The organism is Streptomyces sp. NPDC001781, assembly GCF_053596035.1.
Genome location: NZ_JBSFFI010000027.1, coordinates 1 through 17,716, shown reverse-complemented (window position 1 = coordinate 17,716; position 17,716 = coordinate 1). Strand labels below are relative to the sequence as shown.

Below are 17,716 nucleotides of genomic sequence, written 5' to 3'. Positions count from 1 at the left end.
GCCGGGCGGGTGACGCGCGGGCCCCTCAGTCGCCCGTGCCGTCCTGGCCCCGCCCGCTCCGGCGGCGCCGGGAGCGGTACGCCTCCGCCAGCAGCGGCAGCAGGGAGATCACGACGACCAGCGCGATCAGCGGGAGGAGGTAGTCGTCGACGTGGTCGACCGACGCGCCCAGCGCCCAGCCCGCCAGGACCAGGCTCTGGGACCACAGCATCCCGCCGACGGTCTGCCAGACGGTGAAGACGCGGGCCGGCACCCCGAGCGCCCCGGCGGCGGGATGCAGCACGGAGCGCAGCATCGGCACGAACCGGCCGATCACCAGCGCCTTGCGATACCCGTACCGGGCCAGCAGGCGTTCCGCCCGCGCCACGCTCTCCCTCGCCCGGTGGCCGGAGGTCCTGGTGAGCAGCGCCCGGCCGCCGTGCCGGCCGATGAGGAACCCCACCTGCGCGCCCGCCACCGAGCCCACGGCCGCGCACAGTGCCACCTGCCACAGCACCAGCCGTGGCGGCTGCCCGCCGTGCTGGACCGCGCAGAGCACCCCGGCCGGGAACAGCAGCGTGTCACCCGGCAGGAAGAAGCCGGCGACCAGCAGCCCGGACTCGGCGAAGGTCACCGCCAGCACACCCAGGGCGCCGAAGGCCGCCAGCAGGGACGCGCTGTCCGTGGGGTTGACGGCGTTCACCCGCCCATCGCCTCCCGGCCCGCCGATCGGTCGTCCGGCGTCCAGTCTCACGTGAACCGGGCCCGCGCGCCCGCGCATCGTGCGGCACGCCCACAAGCTGTCGTGTACCGGACACCGGCCACGGACCGCCCAGCGACCTCGCCGCCTCGTCCCGGGAAGCCTCCGGCTACCTCACGGCGTCCGCCACCCGCGCCGGGGACCGAGCGCCTACGAGTGCGGAGTGCACCGGTCCGGTCACCGGCAGCTTCACCCTCGAGGCGTGCTGCGGCCGCGCCGTGTACTCCCTCGCCGTGACCGTGACCGTGACCGTGACAGCGAGGCGTCAGGCCGTGCTCCGCCGGCGGGCGGAACCACCCGCGGCACACGATCCGGCTGCCCGCCGGAACCACTTCGTGCACGGCCCGGGGCATCGCAGCGCGCGCCCGTCTCCTGCACCGCGCGGCTCGGGCCGGGCTGCGCGTCGACCGAACCCACTACACCACGCGGACGTTCGGGTCGGGTACCTGACCGGATCCGCGGTCCGGGCCCGGCACGGTCCGCGTGACGGGTCCGCACGCCGAGGCGGGGTGCTGCTCCGGCCCGCGCTCCAGCCAGTCCCGGTACGCGGGCGCCTGGTGCGCCACCTCCCAGTAGGCGTCGGCCAGTTCCTCGAACCCCCGGTCGAGGTCGTTCTCGGTGCGGGCCGCAAGCAGCAGCCGCACCCCGATCGGGTCGCCGTGCAGGGGGCGGATGGCGAGGTCGGAGCCGGGGTGCGCGGTGGGCTGGCTGACGGTGACCACCTCGCCGGTCGCGGCCAGCGAGTACGCGGTGAGGTAGTCGCCGTGCAACAGGTCCGGCTCGATCCCGGCCTCGCGCAGCACCCGGCAGATCGCGTCCCATTCGCCGTCCACCGTGGAGTCCACCATCCAGCGGTCCTCGGCCAGCTCGGTCAGCCGCACCTCGCTCCGGGCCGCCGCCGGATGGTCGGCCGCCAGCGACACGAACTGCGGTTCCCGCTCGACCAGCACCCGTATGTGCAGCCCCGGCGGGACCCGCAGCGGACTGCCCTCCACCTCGTGCACGAACGCCAGCTCCAGCGCGCCCTCGGCGACCTGGCGCAGCAGGGCGTTGGCGGAGGCGTCCATCTGGAGCGAGGGCTCGGCCGCCGGGACGCGGGAGCGCAGCCGGCGCAGCCAGCCCGGCAGGGCACGGCTGGCGGTGGCGCCGATCCGCAGCCGGGGCCCGGCGGAGGCGCGGGCGGCCGCCGCGCGCGCCTCGGTGACCAGTGCGTCGAGTTCCCCGACCAGCGGCCGGGCGCGGCTCAGCACCAGCCGGCCGAGTGGGGTGGCGCGGCAGCCTGTGTGGTCGCGGGTGAAGAGGGGTCCGCCCAGCGTGTTCTCTATCCGGCGCAGTTGGGTGCTCAGCGAGGGCTGGGCCAGGCCGAGTTCGCGCGCCGCCTGATGCAGGCTGCCCGCATCGGCGATGGCGCACAGAATCCGGAAGTGCCTCACCTCTAGCTCCATGACGGGAGCCTAGGGCGGTTTTGCATGCTCACGCCAGACGCATAAATCGCCGCGCACCGCCACGAGTTGCCGGTGATAGCCCGGTGCTATCGCAACTTGCCATTATCCGGAACCTGTTGATCTATCCAAGACTCGGAGGCAGCCGGTCGTTCACCCCCACTCGAACGACGGCCACCCCCACACGCATCGAAAAGAGGAGCACCCCACATGTCGTCCTCGAGCATGCCCGCCAAGAGCACCAGAATGATCGTCGCCCTCGGTCTCGGCGTGGCCGCCGCCACGTTCGGCGCGGCCGCCCCGGCGTCCGCCCAGCCCGCCCCCGTCGCCGCGCACGCCGGGTACACCGGCTCGGCCCAGGAGGCGGCGAACACCAAGGCGTTCTTCGACGCGGTCATGAAGTCCGTCGCCGAGAAGCGGGCCGAGAACCCGGGCCTGAAGTCGGTCACCATCACCTACAACCCGTCGGGCGCGCCGACCTTCAGCTCCCAGATATCGAGCGCCGCCTCGATCTGGAACAGCTCCGTCTCCAACGTGAAGCTGTCGGCCACCTCCGGCACCGGCGACTTCTCCTACCGCGAGGGCAACGACTCGCGCGGCTCGTACGCCTCCACCGACGGTCACGGCAGCGGCTACGTCTTCCTGGACTACGCCCAGAACCAGGAGTACGACTCGGTCCGCGTCGTCACCCACGAGACCGGCCACGTGCTGGGCCTGCCGGACCACTACAGCGGCCCGTGCAGCGAGCTGATGTCCGGCGGCGGCCCCGGCCCGTCCTGCACCAACTCCAGCCCGGACGCCAACGAGCGCGCCCAGGTCGACCAGCTCTGGGCCAACGGCTTCGCCAAGGCGCTGGCCAAGGTGAACCAGGCCCGCTGACCCCGGGCCCGCCCGGCCGTACACCCCGGACCGCGGATCGTCGCACCCCACGCGACGGTCCGCGGTCCGTCGCGTCCCCGGTCCGTCGCGCGGTGCCGCCGATAGCACGCTGCTATCCCAACTTGCCATCATCCGGACGCCGTTGACCTGTCCGAGACTCAGGAGCAACCGGCCGTTCACCCCCAATGGGCGGCCCTCCCCACGTACGAAACGAGGACCCCACATGACGTCGTCCCGTACGTCCGCCAAGACCGTCAGATCCCTCCTCGCCCTCGGCCTCGGCGTGGCCGCCGCCACGTTCGGCGCGACCGCCCCCGCGTCCGCCCAGCCCGCCCCCGTCGCCGCGCACGCCGGGTACACCGGCTCGGCCCAGGAGGCGGCGAACACCAAGGCGTTCTTCGACGCGGTGCTGAAGTCGGTCGCCGAGCAGCGGGCCGAGAACCCGAGCCTCAAGGCCGTCACCGTCTACTACAACGCCAGCCAGGCGCCGAGCTTCCGCTCGCAGATATCGAGCTCCACGTCCATCTGGAACAGCTCGGTCTCCAACGTCAAGCTCGCCTCGACCACCGGCACCGGCAACTTCTCCTACTACGAGGGCAACGACTCGCGCGGCTCCTACGCCTCCACCGACGGCCACGGCCGGGGCTACGTCTTCCTCGACTACGCGCAGAACCAGCAGTACGACTCGATCCGGGTCACCGCACACGAGACCGGCCACGTGCTGGGTCTGCCCGACCACTACAGCGGCCCGTGCAGCGAGCTGATGTCCGGCGGCGGTCCCGGCACCTCCTGCACCAACCGCTACCCGAACGCCACCGAGCGCTCCCGCGTCAACCAGCTCTGGGCCAACGGGCTCGCCAAGGCGCTGGCCAAGGTGAACCAGGACCGCTGAGCGTCCCCCCGCAACGCGCGGGCCGCCGTCCACCGGGTGGACGGCGGCCCGTCCGCGCGGGGCCTTGGCCTGTCCGGCGGATCATGTCGCGGACGCGGGGTCTTGCACGCCCGTCCGAGGGGTTGCCGTCACTCGCCGACGCTGCGCGCCGACTCCCTCCTCCGCCTTGCACCCGGACGCACCAGACCCCGCTCACCTGGGTCGACCGGCACCGCCGCTTCCCCGCCCCCTGATCCGCCGGACAGGCCCTAGTTGTTGCGGGACATGACGTTGATGACACAGGCCGATGTCACTGAAACCAAGATGCTTCGACGGGCATCGGTCAGGTAGCGTGCGGGCCATGTCGAGTCCTGAGTCAGACAAGGTGGGGGCTTTCGGTCACGCCGTCAGCCCCCAGAACCACTGAGCTCGTAGCCCTGTCGTCGCGCCGCATTCTGCGGCCGGGCGAGTGTGCCCATGGGGCTGGCCGCGGTGACGAGATGACCTTCTCGTGCTTCTCCTCACCTCGGAGCCACTCGATGCCTCTCCCGCTGTACCTGCTTGCCATGGCGGTTTTCGCCATGGGCACCTCGGAGTTCATGCTCGCCGGCCTCTTGCCGGACATCGCCTCAGACCTCGACGTCACCGTCGGGACAGCCGGAACGCTCACCTCGGCCTTCGCGGTCGGCATGATCGTCGGCGCCCCGCTTGTGGCCGCGCTTGCCCGCAACTGGCCCAGGCGCGCCAGCCTTCTCGGGTTCGTCCTCGTTTTCGCGGCAGCTCATGCCGTGGGCGCCATGACCACGAGCTTCCCGGTCCTGTTCGCCACCCGGATCGTCGCCGCGCTTGCGAACGCAGGGTTCCTTGCCGTCGCTCTGACGGCTGCGGCCACGCTGGTTCCACCCGACAGGAAAGGACGTGCGCTGGCCGTGCTGCTGTCAGGCACGACGGTGGCCACCATCGCCGGTGTCCCTGGCGGCTCGGTGCTCGGCGCGTTGCTCGGCTGGCGGGCCACATTCTGGGCTGTCGCCGCTCTCTGCCTGCCGGCCGCTCTCGGCATCCTGAAGGGAATCCCAGCAGGACGTGATGAGGATGAGGCGACTGGCAGGCCAGCGTTGCGAGCGGAGCTGGCCCAGCTCACGCGGCCGCGGTTGATTCTGGTGATGCTGCTCGGCGCGCTGGTGAACTCGGCAACCCTCGGAAGCCTCACCTTCCTCGCCCCCGTGGTGACCGACAGCGCCGGCCTGGGCGAGTTGTGGATCTCTGTCGCTCTGGTGCTCTTCGGCGCGGGTTCCTTCGTGGGCGTCACCGTCGCCGGCCGGCTGTCCGACCGGCGTGCCGGTCCGGTCATCGCGGTCGGCGGCCCGCTGCTGCTCATCGGCTGGCCGACCCTCGCGATGCTGGCGAACGAGCCGGTCGCCCTGTTCATCCTCGTGTTCGTGCAGGGCGCACTGTCGTTCGCGCTGGGCAGCACGCTGATTACGCAGGTCCTCTACGAGGCCGCGGAAGCCCCCACCATGGCCGGCTCGTATGCGACCGCGGCGCTCAACGTGGGCGCCGCCGTCGGCCCCGTCATCGCTGCGGCCACCCTCAGCACCGAAGCCGGGGACCTCGGGCCTCTCTGGGCAAGCGGACTCCTCGTTGCGGTCGCGCTGCTCATCGCGTTCCCCCTCCTCACCGCCCTCACGGCCGGCCGGAGCACCGAGGTGCTCCGGTGACACACGCGAACGCCCCCTTGAACATCGAGGGACGCCGAAGGCTCGTGGAGCGCTGCCGCACCCGTCCGATCGCGCACGTCGCCGCCGAGGCCGGTGTCTCCCGCGCCTGCCTGTCCAAGTGGAAGAACCGGTACGACACGCACGGCGAACTCGGGCTGCAGGACTGCCCAAGCATCCCGCGATCCTCACCGCCCCAGACCCCACCCGATGTCGTCGGACGCATCGAGCAGCTGCGGCGGGACAACAAGTGGTCCGCCCGCCGGATCACCCTCGAACTCGCAGGTCAGGGAGTGTGGATCGGCGAACGCACCGTAGGCCGGTGGCTGGCGCGCCTGGGCATCAACCACCGCCGGTTCCTCGACCCCGACGGCTCGGCCAACAGGCGCCCGTCGAAACGGATCGTGGCCCGCTACCCGGGCCACATGGTCCACCTGGACGTCAAGAAGGTCGGACGGATCCCCGACGGCGGCGGGTGGCGGGCCCACGGTCGGGGCTCCGAGCAGGCCAGGGCCGCACAGCGCGCGAAGACCGCTGGCGCCGAGAGCGGGTACGTCCACCTGCACTCCGCCGTCGACGGATTCTCCCGCTTGGCCTACACCGAGCCCCTTCCCGACGAGAAGGCCGCCACCACCGTGGCGTTCCTCAGCCGCGCCCGCGCGTTCTCCGCCGCCCACGGCATTCACCGGGTCGTGCGCGTGGTCACCGGCAACGGCGCAAACTACCGCGCCGCAGTCTTCGTGCGCTCCCTGATCTCGTGGGCCTCCCGCCACCAGCGGATCAAGCCCTACACGCCCCGGCACAACGGCAAGGTCGAGCGCTACCAGCGCATCCTTGCCGAAGAACTCCTCTACGCCGGGCAGTGGACCTCTGAAGCAGAACGAGCTCGGGCGATCGCGGTCTGGAACGTCCACTACAACTACCACCGGCCTCACACCGCCACCGGTAACCGTCCTCCAGCCTCACGCCTCCACGCGAGCGTCACCAACGTCATGGCCAGCAACACCTAGTCGTCCGAGCCGGGCGGTGGACGCTCGATGATGTTCTGCACCGCCCGGCTCAGCACCAGCACCCCGCCGACGATGAAGAACGCCCCCAGCGCCTCCGGCACCAGCCACCACCCGGTACGGACGCGCTCGTGGAAGAGGAAGACGCCCAGGGCCAGACTGACCACCGCGTCCCCGATGGTCAGCGCCGGCTGGGCGGCGGCCAGCGGGCCCGCCTGGAGCGCGTTCTCCAGCAGCAGCACGGCCGCCGTTCCCGCCAGCGCGAACCCGTACGTCTGCCAGGCCGCGAGGAACGCGAGGAACCCTTGGTCGGCGAATGTGCTCGAAGCCGACTTCAGCAGAGCCGCCGTCAGCGCGTTGGCGATCGCGGAGCCCGAGGCCAGCAGGGCGGCACGCCCGGCCGCCGGGCGCTCGTGCCGGGCCAGCAGCGTGATTACCGCGACCGCCCCCACGCACAGCACCAGTGCCGGGACCCAGCGGGTGAGCGACGCCTGGTCGCCGGCGCCGCGCGGAGCGGCCGCCGCCAGCAGGACGGCCAGGCCCGCGACCACCGCCCCGACCCCCCACCAGCCGTAACGGGGAAGGTGCCGGTGCAGCAACGGCCCGACGATCAGCAGGGCGAAGGGCAGCTCCAGGATGAACAGCGGCTGCACCAGCGCCAGCGGCCCGTTGACCAGCGCCAGGCTCTGGAACACGGCGGCCCCGATCACCCCGGCCATGCCCAGCATCCACGCCGGGCGGCGCACCAGTTCGGCCAGCAGCCCGAAGCCGCCGCGCTCGCTGGTGGAGGCCGCCTTGCGCTGGAACGCCGTACCCATGGCGTTGCTCGCGGCACCCGCGACGGCGAAGGCCGCGGCCAGTTCGATCACTGATTTCTCCCGCCTGCGTAAAGGCCGTCAAAGCCTACGAAAGCCCTGCCCTGCCCGCCGCCGGACCGCGCGCCGCGCACACCCGTCCGCGCGGGAACCGTGCCGAAGTACCGGCCCGTATTCACTCGTTCGGGTTCTTTCTGTGCTGATGTCCTGGTCTGCACGCATGGCGCGTCGCTGGACGGAGAGAAAACGGGCATGGACGAACCGAATCCGGGCAGCCCCCTCCCCGGCCCGCGGTCCGCCGCCGCATCCGACGTGGTGTTCACCGCCGACTTCACGTCCGAGCGGCAGTGGGTGGCGGGCCGCTCCTGGGCCTATCCCAACGGCGGCCCGGTCAATCCGGGCGACGACAAACTCGACTACCTGGTGGCCGACCCCGCCTACAGCCGCTCGGGCGTCTTCCGGGCCAGACGCAGAGCGGACGGCCGGTGGAACACCGGACTGCTCACCACCGAGGGCAGCCGGGACGGCTTCGAGGTCCGCACCGGCGACGTCCTGGAGGCCCGCGTCCGGCTGCCCCGGGAGATCGGTGCCTGGCCCGCCATCTGGACCTGGCGGGACGGCGGCCAGGAGGTGGACGTCTTCGAGTACCACCCCGACAACCCCGACCTGCTGGAGTTCACCAACCACGTGCGCGGCAGCAACCGCTACTTCCGTGACGACATGGTCGGCCCCGGCGCCTGGCTCGACCTGCGCACCGAGTTCGGCGCCCGCTCGGTGGTCTGGTGGGCCAACGGCCGGCGTGTCTTCGACGACCAGCGCGGTACCGGGCGCGACTGGCACGCGTACCTCATCGTCAACCTGTCCGTGTGCGGCGGGCGCTACCATCCGCCGCCCCGCCGTGAGACGTCCGAGATGTCGTACACGGTGAGCAGGCTGATCGTGCGCCGCCCGAACGCCGGTCCCTCCGCCGCCTCGCCGCAGGCCGCCACGAGGGAGGAGGGAGCCGACGAGCAGCGCGCCGAAGCCTGACCCACCGCCCGCGCCCAGTCCACCGGCCAGGTGTGCACCGGGGCGTCCAGGCGCACGTGGTGATCAGGGAAGATCGCCCGCGGACGCGGCTCCAGGCCGATCTTCGGTCTCAGCAGCCTTGGTCATCTGGCTTCGCGTCCGCCGTTTCCAGTCGGGCATACCACCCGGCCCACCGGCCGGCGGGCCCGTATCGCCATGTGCTCCGTGGAACACTCCCGTGGACGCGCTTGTCCACACCGGCAGGACCAGGGGAGATCAGCTCTGGGCGGTGGGCCGGACGACGATTTCGTTCACGTCGACCGCGGCCGGCTGTTCGATCGCGAAAGCGATGGCCCGGGCGATCGCGGCGGGTGGGATCGCGATGTCGTCCCGCATCTTCGTGATGCCTGCTCTGACCTGGCTGTTGGTCGACGCTTCGGCGAAGTCGGTCGCAGTGGCACCAGGTGAGACGGTGGTCACCCGCAGGGAGTCGCCGGCTTCCTGGCGCAGTCCTTCACAGATGGCCCGGACCGCGAACTTGGTGCCGGCGTACACGGCCATGGTCGGCACGACGCGAAACGCCGCCGTGGAGCCGATGGTGATGAAGTGGCCGGTTCCCTGAGCCCGGAAGACCGGCAGCGCGGCGCCGATCCCGTGCAGTACGCCCTTCACGTTGACGTCGACCATGTGGTCCCACTCCTCGACACGCAGATCGTCGAGCGGTGAGATGGTGCCGTCCCCGGCGTTGCTGACGAGCACGTCGAGCCGGCCGAAGCGCTCACTGGCCAGCGCGACCAGGGCCCGCAGGTCGTCCCGCCGGGTCACGTCGGTGCGGATCTGCACGGCCGTGCCGCCTGCCCTCTCGATCCGGGCCACCACCTCCGCCAGGCGTTCGGACCGGCGTGCACCGAGGACGAGTCGCGCACCGCGTTCGGCGAGCAGCAGCGCGGTCGCCTCGCCGATGCCACTGCCGGCTCCCGTGATCGCCACCACTTTGCCCTTGATTCCGCACATGAGTTGCCCTCTCCATCTTCGGTACCGGGGCCGGAGCGCCGAACGGCAGCGAGCCCTGGAGGAACGTCCGCCAGTCGTTGCGCACTGGACGGCCGGGCGCCGGTGTGACCGTCGGTCGTGCTGCGGCCCCGCGCTCGCACACCAGTCTCCGACGGGCTTAGCCTGGTATCCAGACCGCATTTATTCTGGAACTGAAAGTGCCATCCGTGATGCCCACGCAGCCGGACCAACGCCATCAGCTGAGTGAATTCCTCCGCAGCCGGAGAGAACGCCTGACCCCTGACGAGGTGGGCCTGCCCCGGACCGGCCGCCGCCGGACTCCGGGACTTCGCCGAGAGGAACTGGCACTGCTGGCCGGGATCAGCGCCACCTGGTACACGTACCTGGAGCAGGGACGAAAGATCCGCGTCTCCGAACAGGTACTCAACGCCCTCGCCGCGGCGCTGAGGCTCGACCGGCACGAGCACGACCACCTTCTCCAGCTTGCCGGTCACGCACCTGCGGCCGAAGCCGAGGAACGCGAGCCGCTCACGGCCGAGGCGGGGGCTGTCCCCCTGCTGCTCCAGCCGAACCCGGCGTACATCATCGGCGGCAACTACGACGTCCTCAGCCACAACCAGGCGGCCCACGAGTTGTTCCCGGGGCTCATCACTGAAGGGGACCGGCCCGCCAACTTCGCCCGCTGGGTGTTCCTCGAACCGGTGGCCCGTGACGTCCTGGTCGACTGGGAACCCGAAGCACGCGGCCTGCTCGGACGGCTCAGGACGCTGGCGGCACGCCACTTCGGCGACCCGCGCTACACCCGGCTCGTCGAGGACCTGAACGAGGGAAGCCCGGAGGTGCGGGACTGGTGGCCGCAGTACGAGGTGCAGGCCCGGCACAGCGGTCGCAAACGGCTACGACATCCGCAACGGGGAATGACCGATTATGCGTACACCGCATTTCACCTGGCCGAACAGCCGGAACAGACGCTGGTCGTCTATGCCGACAGCAGCGAACCGCCTGACGGCGGCGCAGCCGTGACCGGCGAATGAGGGAAGAAGCCCGGGGCAGTACCGGCGCTTACGCCACGGCGGCGGACAACAGGGTGATCGCCGCCGGCTCCGGCCAGGCAGGAAGTGCCGGGAGCACTCCCCGCCTCGCTGCCCGTGCCTGTGGCGCCTCCGGTTCACCGAGCAGGCACGGAAGCCCGGACCTGAACTGGCGTCCCCAGCCGCGGCCTTGCCTTCTGCGAGGCCTGCGAGCGTGGACTTCTGCCCGCTCGACGGTCATGCCGTGCGGGTACGTGTGCGGGTGAAGACCGGCTGTGGCTCAACGGTTCGTGAGGACGAGGGGGCGGGTGGTGGCGGGCCTGTCTGTCTTGCACACGGTGCCGTCGGCGGGATGTGTGCCGTGGATGAGGGCGGCGTCGACCGCGCTGTTGACGCAGGAGTTGGTGCCGTAGGAGCCGTGTCCGACTCCTTCACGCGTGAGCAGGACCGCAGAGTCCAGGGTTCGGGTCATGTTCTCGGCCCAGTGGTGGGGGGTGACGGGGTCCAGTCGGCCTGCGACCAGCAGTGCCGGCGGCGCGCCGGTGCCTGTGAGCGGCTTGGTGACGCGGTCCGTGTTCGGCGCGGGCCACCGGGCGCAGTTCAGGGCGGAGTAGGCGGCCCGGGTCCCGATCCGCTCGGCCTCGGCGACGGCCTTGGTGGCTGCGGTTTGGTGCGCGGCGATGCCGGCCGGGGTCTGCCAGTCGGCGCAGCGTATCGCGGTGTGGGCTTCGAACATCGCGGTGGGGACGGGGAAGGGTGAAACCGTGACGGCGCGCCACAGGGTGTACAGAGGTGCGCCGTTGCCCTTCTGTGCGGCCAGTAGCGCCGAGGTCAGCAGCGGCCAGGTGTGCTGGTCGCCGGCCAGGGCTCGGGTGGCCTCAAGGGTCATGGCGCCGTCGAGTTCGCCGCCCGGCGTGGCGCCCTTGGCGGGTGCGATCTTCAGCGGCTTCGCTTCCAGAGTGTCGATCAGCGTGTCGAACGCCGCCTGCGGTTCTCCCGCGCCGAACGGGCACACCGCGGTCCCTTCGGTGCGGCAGGTCTCGAACCAGGCGTCGAGCGTCCGTTCGCTCGCCACGGCCACGTCGTCGAGAAAGGTGAGGGAGTCGCCGAACCACAGGTTGGTGTCGACGGGCGCGTCGAGCACCATCCGGCGGACGCGGTGAGGGAACAGGGTGGCGTACATCGGGCCGACCACGGTGCCGTAGGACAAGCCGTAATAGGTGATCTTGCCCTCGCCGAGCGCGGAACGGACCTGGTCGATGTCGCGGGCCACGTTGTCTGTGGACAGGCTGGCCAGGAACTTCCTGCTCTGGTGTCTGGCGCAGCCCTCGGTGAACGCGGCGGCATCGGCCAGCAGTCGCGGCAGGGGCTTGCCCCCGGGGACGGCAGGGTCGAAGGCGGTACCGGCGGCGTCGGCACGCTGCTTGTCGGTCAGGCAGCGAACGGCCCGCGATCCGCCGACGCCGCGCGGGTCCATCGCGATGATGTCGAACCTGGCGAGCACCGCGGGCGAGAAGGCGCCGGGAGTGCCGGCTGCTTCGGGAAGATCGCGCAGTGTTTCGGTGGCGGAAACCCCGGGTCCGCCCGGGTTGAAGATCAGGCTGCCGATGCGATGGCCGGGATCAGTGGCCCGGTGCCGCATGACCGCGAGCGGAATCTGCGCGCCATCAGGTTCGGTGTACTCCTGCGGCACCTTGAGCGTGGCGCACTCGAGGTTCTTCCCGCACGTGCTCCAGGTGAGCGGGGCCGGGGCCGGGACGGAGGCCGACGTGGCCGCTGCGGACGCGCCGCGCGGTCCCGAGGCGCCGGACGAACACCCGGTCAGGACCAAGAGGGCTGCGGTGATCACAACCCCGTACCGGGCGGCGGGCCTTGACCTTGACTGGATCATGATGATTTTCCTTTCTCCGTGCTCGTGCATTTCCCTGCGGCCGGGTTGTGCCGGTCCCGCGAGAACCCGAACGAAGAGGCCTGACGTGGTCGTGCCTTCCTCGTTTCGAGAGGTCAGTGACCGGCCGTGTCGAGCAGGGAGGAGAACCGCAGGCGGAGCGCGCGCTCAAAACTCGCCACAACGGCCCCACCCCCCAGGGCGAGGTTCAGCCAGATCGGCAGGTGTACCGGTGCCTCGAATGTTCCGACCCGCCGCGCGACGGCGGGAATGTGAGAGACAGGTCCAGCGAGCTGCAACAGGTTCAGGCCCACACCGATGACGAGCAGCAGCACCGATCCGATGCCGATCGCCCGGCTCAGTCCCGGATGGCGGGTGCCGAAACGCGCCCGCCGTCCCTCCGCCGAGGCCGGGTCGGGTGTGAGCTGACGCGGGTGGCCGCCCAAGGGGCGGTAGTGGCAGCGCCTGACCCCGTAGTTGCTCATCGCCACCTCGATGACACCCCCGTCGACCGGGAAGACAGCGGGCAGTTTCGACTCGGCCACGTGCCTGCCGTCCACGAACAAGTGCGCCCGGATCCTGCTGTTGTCCAACCGCGCCCAGTGCCGTACGTCGACGGCGTGCAGGCGGGCGTGCCCGCCGGCACCGGGAAGCCGTAGCCAGAACAGGGAGCGCAGGGGGAGCTGCCACCAGCGGAACCGCTGCAGTTCCCTGCCGTCGCCCGGCTTGAGGCGCCTCGACGCTGCCCACTGCTTCCAGGCCATGCTCCGACCCTCTTTCGTCCCTAGGCCGCACCCTCACTAGTACAGCGTGTCAGTGGAAACGCTAACACGCTGTACTAGTACGACGTGCTAGTACAGTGAGGGGGCTGGGGAAGAACGAAGGAGAGCGGGGCATGGAAACACGGGAGAAGATCCTCCAGGCCGCGGCAGAGATGATCGCCGAGGACATGGCGGCGAAGTTGAGCGTGCGAGCGGTCGCCGCACGTGCGGGAGTGAGCACCGGCTCGCTGAGGTTTCACTTCCCCACCCAGCGCGCCCTTCGGGACAGCCTGCTCGCGCGGATCTACGAACACCTGCTGCCCGGCGACCCGATCCGGGACCGGGCGCTGCCGCCCCGCGAACGGCTGCTGAACTGCCTGCGGCAGGTCCTCGCACCGCTCGGCACCAACGAAGACGCGCGGACCGCATGGGGCGCGTTCTATCGGACCTTCATCGAACCCGAGCCCACCGAACCGGTACGCGCCGCATACCTCGGCCATGAGCGGGAGATGCAGCGCCGGGTCGAACACTGGCTGACCGTGCTCGCCGAGGAAGGCGCGCTGCCCCCGGGAGACCACACCCGCAACGTCAGGTTCCTTCTCACCGTCCTCAACGGACTCTCGGTCGAACGCGCCATGCCCAGCCGCGAATCCGTCCTCGGCGCCGAGACCGAGACGCTCAACGCCGCCGTCGACCACGTCCTCTCCACCGGCCCCGCAACACCCGCCGGGCCGACTCGGCCGTGAACCGAAACCCCGCACCGGTTGCCCCGACCGGTGGGGGCGCGAGAGCACGGCGAGACGTGCACTCCCTTGTGCGGACCGGGGAGTGCTTCGGAGGCTGGACCAAGACCTTCACCGACCCCCGCCTCTGCGCGGGCACCGTCGACCGACTCACCTTCAACCGCACCATCATCGAAACCGGTACCGACGCCGTGGCAAGAGCCTCGATCGGCTCCCGGACCGCGACGTTCATCAGAAGTCGACTGCCCGCCGTTCCCTTGTGCATCTGCAGGAAGACGAATCCCGGCTGAGCCGTCATGAACTCCGCCCGCCTCCGAAAGAGGATCAGGAACGCCTCGATCCTCTCCTTCGGAACGAAGAAGGTGTTGGCCAGGCGATGGGCCCGGTCTCCTCCTTGAACTGTGCGAACACCGGCGTGTTCGAGTCCAGGCTCTACAGCTTGGCCATCTTCGGTACTTCCTGCCGCAATCGGTTGTCCCAAGGTACCGAGGCCGGCCACCACCGTACTGGCGGATCAGAGATCAACGATGGTGGTACGGGGGGCCGGGACGGCGTCACACGGTGAAGACGCGTTCGACTTCGTCGCGCTGCATGTGCAGGTCCCAGTAGAGGGGGGCGACCTCCTCGGCCGAGGCCGCCGGTACTCCGGGTGGGCCGCCCGTGCCGATCCACACGCCGATGGCGACGTGCGCGGCCTGGACGCCGGTGTCGGCCAGTTCCTTGTGCAGGCTGAGTACCCAGTTGCGCAGCGCGGCCTGGGCGGCGTTGAGGTTGCCGAGCATCGGAGTGGGGTCGACCGAGCCGGCGCCGTTGGTGTAGAGCAGGGTGCCGGCGCCGGCCTCGCGCATCACGGGCAGCACGGCCCGTGTGGCGGCAATGGCCCCGTAGAGCAGGATGTCCATCGCCCACTGCACATCGGACGGGTTGGTCTCGGACGGAGCGGTGAGCGGCGTGGATTCGAGGCTCCCGCCTGGGGAGTACTCCAGGACGTCGATGCCGCCGAAGCGGGTGGCGGCGTCCTTGAGCGCCTGGGTGAGTGCGTCATGGTCGAGTACGTCCGCGGGGAACGCGGCGGCAGTGATGCCTTCGGCGTCGAGCCGGCCGGCCAGGTCGTTGAGCTTGTCGCGGTTACGAGCGATGAGAGCGACGTCGAAGCCGTGGGATCCGAAGGTACGGGCGATGGCCAGGCCCATACCGGGGCCGGCTCCGACGATGGCGATGCTGGGCACAGTGAATTCCTTTGCTGGGAAGCCGTTGCAAAAGGGGTGGATCGGGCGACGGTGAGCGCGGTCTTGCCGAGAATGCTGGCGCCGAACGCGGCGAACGCCTCGCCAGCCTGCACCAGGTCGTAGGCAGAGATCACCAACACCTTGAGGACCACTGCGGACGAAGTCGGCCTCCGGACCCGGCTCGGCGGTGGCGCTCACGCGCGGGAGCACTTCTACGACCGCATTACAGGTAGTGGGGTGGGACGGGAGCCGGGGTACATGCCGTTGCCGGTGCCCTCACCGTCCGTAGTCGTCGACGAAATGGTTGTCGTGGGCTTCGTGAAGCCGGTTCAGGTCACGCTCGTTCACAGTGGCGAGCTGTGCAAAGTACTCCTCCCGCGTTACACCTGGCGAGAGTGCCATCAGGAGGGTGGCAGGTTCGGCGCCCTCCTTCCGGAGGGCGTGAACGTCGCCCGCCGCGGCATGTGCAGTGTCGACGGGCAGCAGTGTTCGCCAGGCCTGCCCATCGAAGTAGTCGACTTCACCTTCTTCAACGATGAAGGTCTCGCTGAAGGTCGTGTGAAAGTGCGGGGCAGGTCCCCGACTGGAGGGCGACATGCGCCACCGGTAGATGCTCATGATCCCGATGGTCTCCGCCGGACCCGCGAGGACTTCGATGGTCGACCCGCTGGCGCCCAGCCGGATCTTTCGCGTCTGTCGGGCTCGCTCGGGCTTCTTGGAACACCGGGCAGTCGACTTTGTGTCGGTCATGACCCGAGTCTCGGTGCCTCGCCGTTCTACTCGCGCTCACTTCGGCGGTGGCCTAACAATAGTGCAGTGATCCGCTACCGATTGGGCGTTGGCGCTGTGAGCGTGCGGTGGGCGATGTCGCCGATACACGAAGTGGTCAGTCTTGCCCAGCTCTTGACCGAACCGCAGCGTCACCCGATGTTCCACCCGTGGCTTCGCCGTCGCCGCCGTCGTCTCTCGCTCCCGGACCTGAGGGCGCTCACGGTCTTCATGGCCGATGGCGTGTATCGACCCGACTTCCTTGACCCGTCGCCGATGTCCAGTGAGCCAACGTTCGAGGAAGGCATGGATGCCCTCCTCGCCGCGCCGGCGGACCAGACGTACGCCGAACTGGTCGACGCTACGAGGGAACGCGGGGCAGAAACAAGCCGCCGATTGCTCGATGACCCCGACCGGGCCAGGTCCGAGGCCGCCGATGCGCTGCGCCGCCTCTGGAAGGCAGTTGTCGAACCGGAATGGCCGTCCATGCGGGAGGCGCTGCGTGCCGAGATGCTGGATCGGGCCATCCAGGTCAACCGCGAGGGATTGCGCGCAGTCCTTCCGCGACTGCACCCTTCTGCTGCGTGCGAGGGCGACACCATCACCGTCGAAAAGACCGTCGACGTCGACGTCGACTGCCCTGAGGGACTCCTTCTTGTTCCGTCGCTGTTCATCACCGACCGGATACAGTGCACCACCTCGGACCACTGGACACCGGCGATCTATTACCCGGCATCCGGGCGGTACCTATGGGCGGCACCTCCCACTCCGAGGTCGCTTGACCGGCTTCTGGGGATGACCCGATCGAGGATCCTGGCCGCGCTCGCCACTCCGCTGCAGACGACCGTTGTGGCCAGGCTGGTGAGCGTCACTGCCCCGACGGCCAGCGAACACCTGGCAATCCTGCGAGACGCCGGGTTGATCGACAGCAGCCGGGCCGGTCGCACGGCCACGCACGAGCTCACCAAGGCTGGACGTGCTCTCCTTGACGCGGCCTCGCCGCGGTCATGACAGGTCGGAGAGTTGCTGATGGGCAGTCGAGCGCGGCGCCTGCCGCAACCAACCCTGCGGGCGGCTCTTCCACGGCCCAGAACTGTCAGCCCAACCGCCTTGATCACGGCTCATTTTCGGGCGACTTCACCTACTGCCCGGAGAAGCTCAGCCGTCAATCAGCGTGGCCGTGTCACAGAAGTCGAGCCAGAACCCGAGTCCTGACAGCACCCGTCCGGACCTTCCTCATCGCCTATCGCTGACACCCCCCCACTGGACCGAAGCCCCGGCGGCATGCGCGTCGCCGGGGATCCCTTCCGGGTTTCCACGCGCACCCTTGCCCGCCAACTGTCTGCGCAGGCTCTTGCGAAGCTGTCGTGCTTCCGGACGTGATTGCCGCGTTTCCGCTGGTCGGGCGTGGGGCCGGTGATTCGGTGGGGTGAACCGCGCTCGCTCCGGCCAGGTCGGCGTTCTGGACCCGGGGACCCCGGCCACACGCGGCATCATCGCCGTGCAGGAGGACGGCGACCTGCCGTCTTCGCCGGACTGTCTGCCGGCGGCCTTCGGTGCGAGTGGCCGGCCCTTGTCGTACCTCCGCGCCCGCCCGCCCGCCTGATCTCGCCCCGGCGTACGCGCGCCGCCCCAGGACGGCCTCTGCTGGGCGATCCGCCTCGCAACCCTGTGAGCCCGACCCTGCCGGAGCGGTGCACCGGGGGAGGGGGTGAGTTCCCCGGCGGGGGGGGGGCGCCGGGGGGCCGGACCCCCCCGCCCCCCCAGGGGGTAGGGCCCCACGACAAGCGCCCCCAGGGAGGGGTC

The 17,716-nt window shown here is 70.2% G+C and carries 16 protein-coding genes and 1 pseudogene; 9 read left to right on the top strand and 8 right to left on the bottom strand.

The window, feature by feature from the left end:
• Positions 1-25: 25 nt before the first annotated feature.
• Together ACWCV3_RS22680 and ACWCV3_RS22675 are read right to left on the bottom strand one after the other, a co-directional pair.
• Positions 26-682: a DedA family protein gene (locus ACWCV3_RS22680; RefSeq protein ID WP_451227063.1), complete on the bottom strand. Its 657-nt coding sequence runs from the start codon at positions 680-682 to the stop codon at positions 26-28.
• 473 nt (positions 683-1,155) lie between these two features.
• Positions 1,156-2,184, bottom strand: coding sequence for a LysR family transcriptional regulator (locus tag ACWCV3_RS22675; RefSeq protein ID WP_451227060.1), 1,029 nt, complete (start codon positions 2,182-2,184; stop codon positions 1,156-1,158).
• Positions 2,185-2,391: 207 nt separating this feature from the next.
• Here ACWCV3_RS22675 and snpA (ACWCV3_RS22670) point away from each other — a divergent pair, with 207 nt between their 5' ends.
• From snpA (ACWCV3_RS22670) to ACWCV3_RS22655, 4 genes are all read left to right on the top strand, one after another.
• The gene (snpA, locus tag ACWCV3_RS22670) at positions 2,392-3,060 is read left to right on the top strand and encodes a snapalysin (RefSeq protein ID WP_451227057.1); all 669 of its coding nucleotides are present in this window, start codon (positions 2,392-2,394) and stop codon (positions 3,058-3,060) included.
• A 223-nt stretch (positions 3,061-3,283) separates the two neighbouring features.
• A complete protein-coding gene (gene snpA, locus ACWCV3_RS22665; protein ID WP_451227055.1) occupies positions 3,284-3,952 on the top strand; it encodes a snapalysin in 669 nt (222 codons plus the stop codon).
• A gap of 518 nt (positions 3,953-4,470) precedes the next feature.
• The gene (locus ACWCV3_RS22660) at positions 4,471-5,649 is read left to right on the top strand and encodes a Cmx/CmrA family chloramphenicol efflux MFS transporter (protein ID WP_451227053.1); all 1,179 of its coding nucleotides are present in this window, start codon (positions 4,471-4,473) and stop codon (positions 5,647-5,649) included.
• Positions 5,646-6,656, top strand: a complete 1,011-nt coding sequence (locus ACWCV3_RS22655; protein WP_451227050.1) for an IS481 family transposase — start codon at positions 5,646-5,648, stop codon at positions 6,654-6,656. Before ACWCV3_RS22660 ends, ACWCV3_RS22655 begins: the two co-directional genes overlap by 4 nt.
• Here the strand turns inward: ACWCV3_RS22655 and ACWCV3_RS22650 are convergent.
• Entirely contained in the window at positions 6,653-7,522 is an 870-nt protein-coding gene (locus tag ACWCV3_RS22650; protein WP_451227047.1) for a DMT family transporter, read from the bottom strand. The genes ACWCV3_RS22655 and ACWCV3_RS22650 overlap by 4 nt on opposite strands.
• Before the next feature lie 198 nt (positions 7,523-7,720).
• Between ACWCV3_RS22650 and ACWCV3_RS22645 the strand changes: the two genes are divergently transcribed.
• Positions 7,721-8,497: a beta-glucanase gene (locus ACWCV3_RS22645; protein WP_451227045.1), complete on the top strand. Its 777-nt coding sequence runs from the start codon at positions 7,721-7,723 to the stop codon at positions 8,495-8,497.
• A 255-nt stretch (positions 8,498-8,752) separates the two neighbouring features.
• On the opposite strand, the gene ACWCV3_RS22640 is transcribed toward ACWCV3_RS22645, so the two are convergent.
• Positions 8,753-9,490, bottom strand: coding sequence for an SDR family oxidoreductase (locus ACWCV3_RS22640; RefSeq protein ID WP_451227042.1), 738 nt, complete (start codon positions 9,488-9,490; stop codon positions 8,753-8,755).
• Positions 9,491-9,699: 209 nt separating this feature from the next.
• Between ACWCV3_RS22640 and ACWCV3_RS22635 the strand changes: the two genes are divergently transcribed.
• The gene (locus ACWCV3_RS22635) at positions 9,700-10,524 is read left to right on the top strand and encodes a helix-turn-helix transcriptional regulator (protein WP_451227039.1); all 825 of its coding nucleotides are present in this window, start codon (positions 9,700-9,702) and stop codon (positions 10,522-10,524) included.
• Between the two features lie 277 nt (positions 10,525-10,801).
• On the opposite strand, the gene ACWCV3_RS22630 is transcribed toward ACWCV3_RS22635, so the two are convergent.
• Both ACWCV3_RS22630 and ACWCV3_RS22625 read right to left on the bottom strand, forming a co-directional pair.
• Positions 10,802-12,163, bottom strand: coding sequence for an alpha/beta hydrolase (locus ACWCV3_RS22630; protein ID WP_451227036.1), 1,362 nt, complete (start codon positions 12,161-12,163; stop codon positions 10,802-10,804).
• 362 nt (positions 12,164-12,525) lie between these two features.
• Positions 12,526-13,173: a hypothetical protein gene (locus ACWCV3_RS22625; RefSeq protein WP_451227033.1), complete on the bottom strand. Its 648-nt coding sequence runs from the start codon at positions 13,171-13,173 to the stop codon at positions 12,526-12,528.
• 131 nt (positions 13,174-13,304) lie between these two features.
• Here ACWCV3_RS22625 and ACWCV3_RS22620 point away from each other — a divergent pair, with 131 nt between their 5' ends.
• Together ACWCV3_RS22620 and ACWCV3_RS22615 are read left to right on the top strand one after the other, a co-directional pair.
• Positions 13,305-13,916, top strand: a complete 612-nt coding sequence (locus ACWCV3_RS22620) for a TetR/AcrR family transcriptional regulator (protein WP_451227030.1) — start codon at positions 13,305-13,307, stop codon at positions 13,914-13,916.
• 68 nt (positions 13,917-13,984) lie between these two features.
• Positions 13,985-14,203 (top strand): annotated as a pseudogene (locus ACWCV3_RS22615) (hypothetical protein); the annotation flags it as partial.
• A gap of 264 nt (positions 14,204-14,467) precedes the next feature.
• Here ACWCV3_RS22615 and ACWCV3_RS22610 read toward each other — a convergent pair.
• Positions 14,468-15,142, bottom strand: coding sequence for an SDR family NAD(P)-dependent oxidoreductase (locus tag ACWCV3_RS22610; protein WP_451227027.1), 675 nt, complete (start codon positions 15,140-15,142; stop codon positions 14,468-14,470).
• A gap of 276 nt (positions 15,143-15,418) precedes the next feature.
• The gene (locus ACWCV3_RS22605; protein ID WP_451227024.1) at positions 15,419-15,892 is read right to left on the bottom strand and encodes a cupin domain-containing protein; all 474 of its coding nucleotides are present in this window, start codon (positions 15,890-15,892) and stop codon (positions 15,419-15,421) included.
• Positions 15,893-15,958: 66 nt separating this feature from the next.
• Between ACWCV3_RS22605 and ACWCV3_RS22600 the strand changes: the two genes are divergently transcribed.
• Positions 15,959-16,921 (top strand): DUF5937 family protein, encoded by a 963-nt coding sequence (locus tag ACWCV3_RS22600; protein ID WP_451227021.1) that lies wholly within the window; start codon positions 15,959-15,961, stop codon positions 16,919-16,921.
• Positions 16,922-17,716 lie beyond the last annotated feature (795 nt).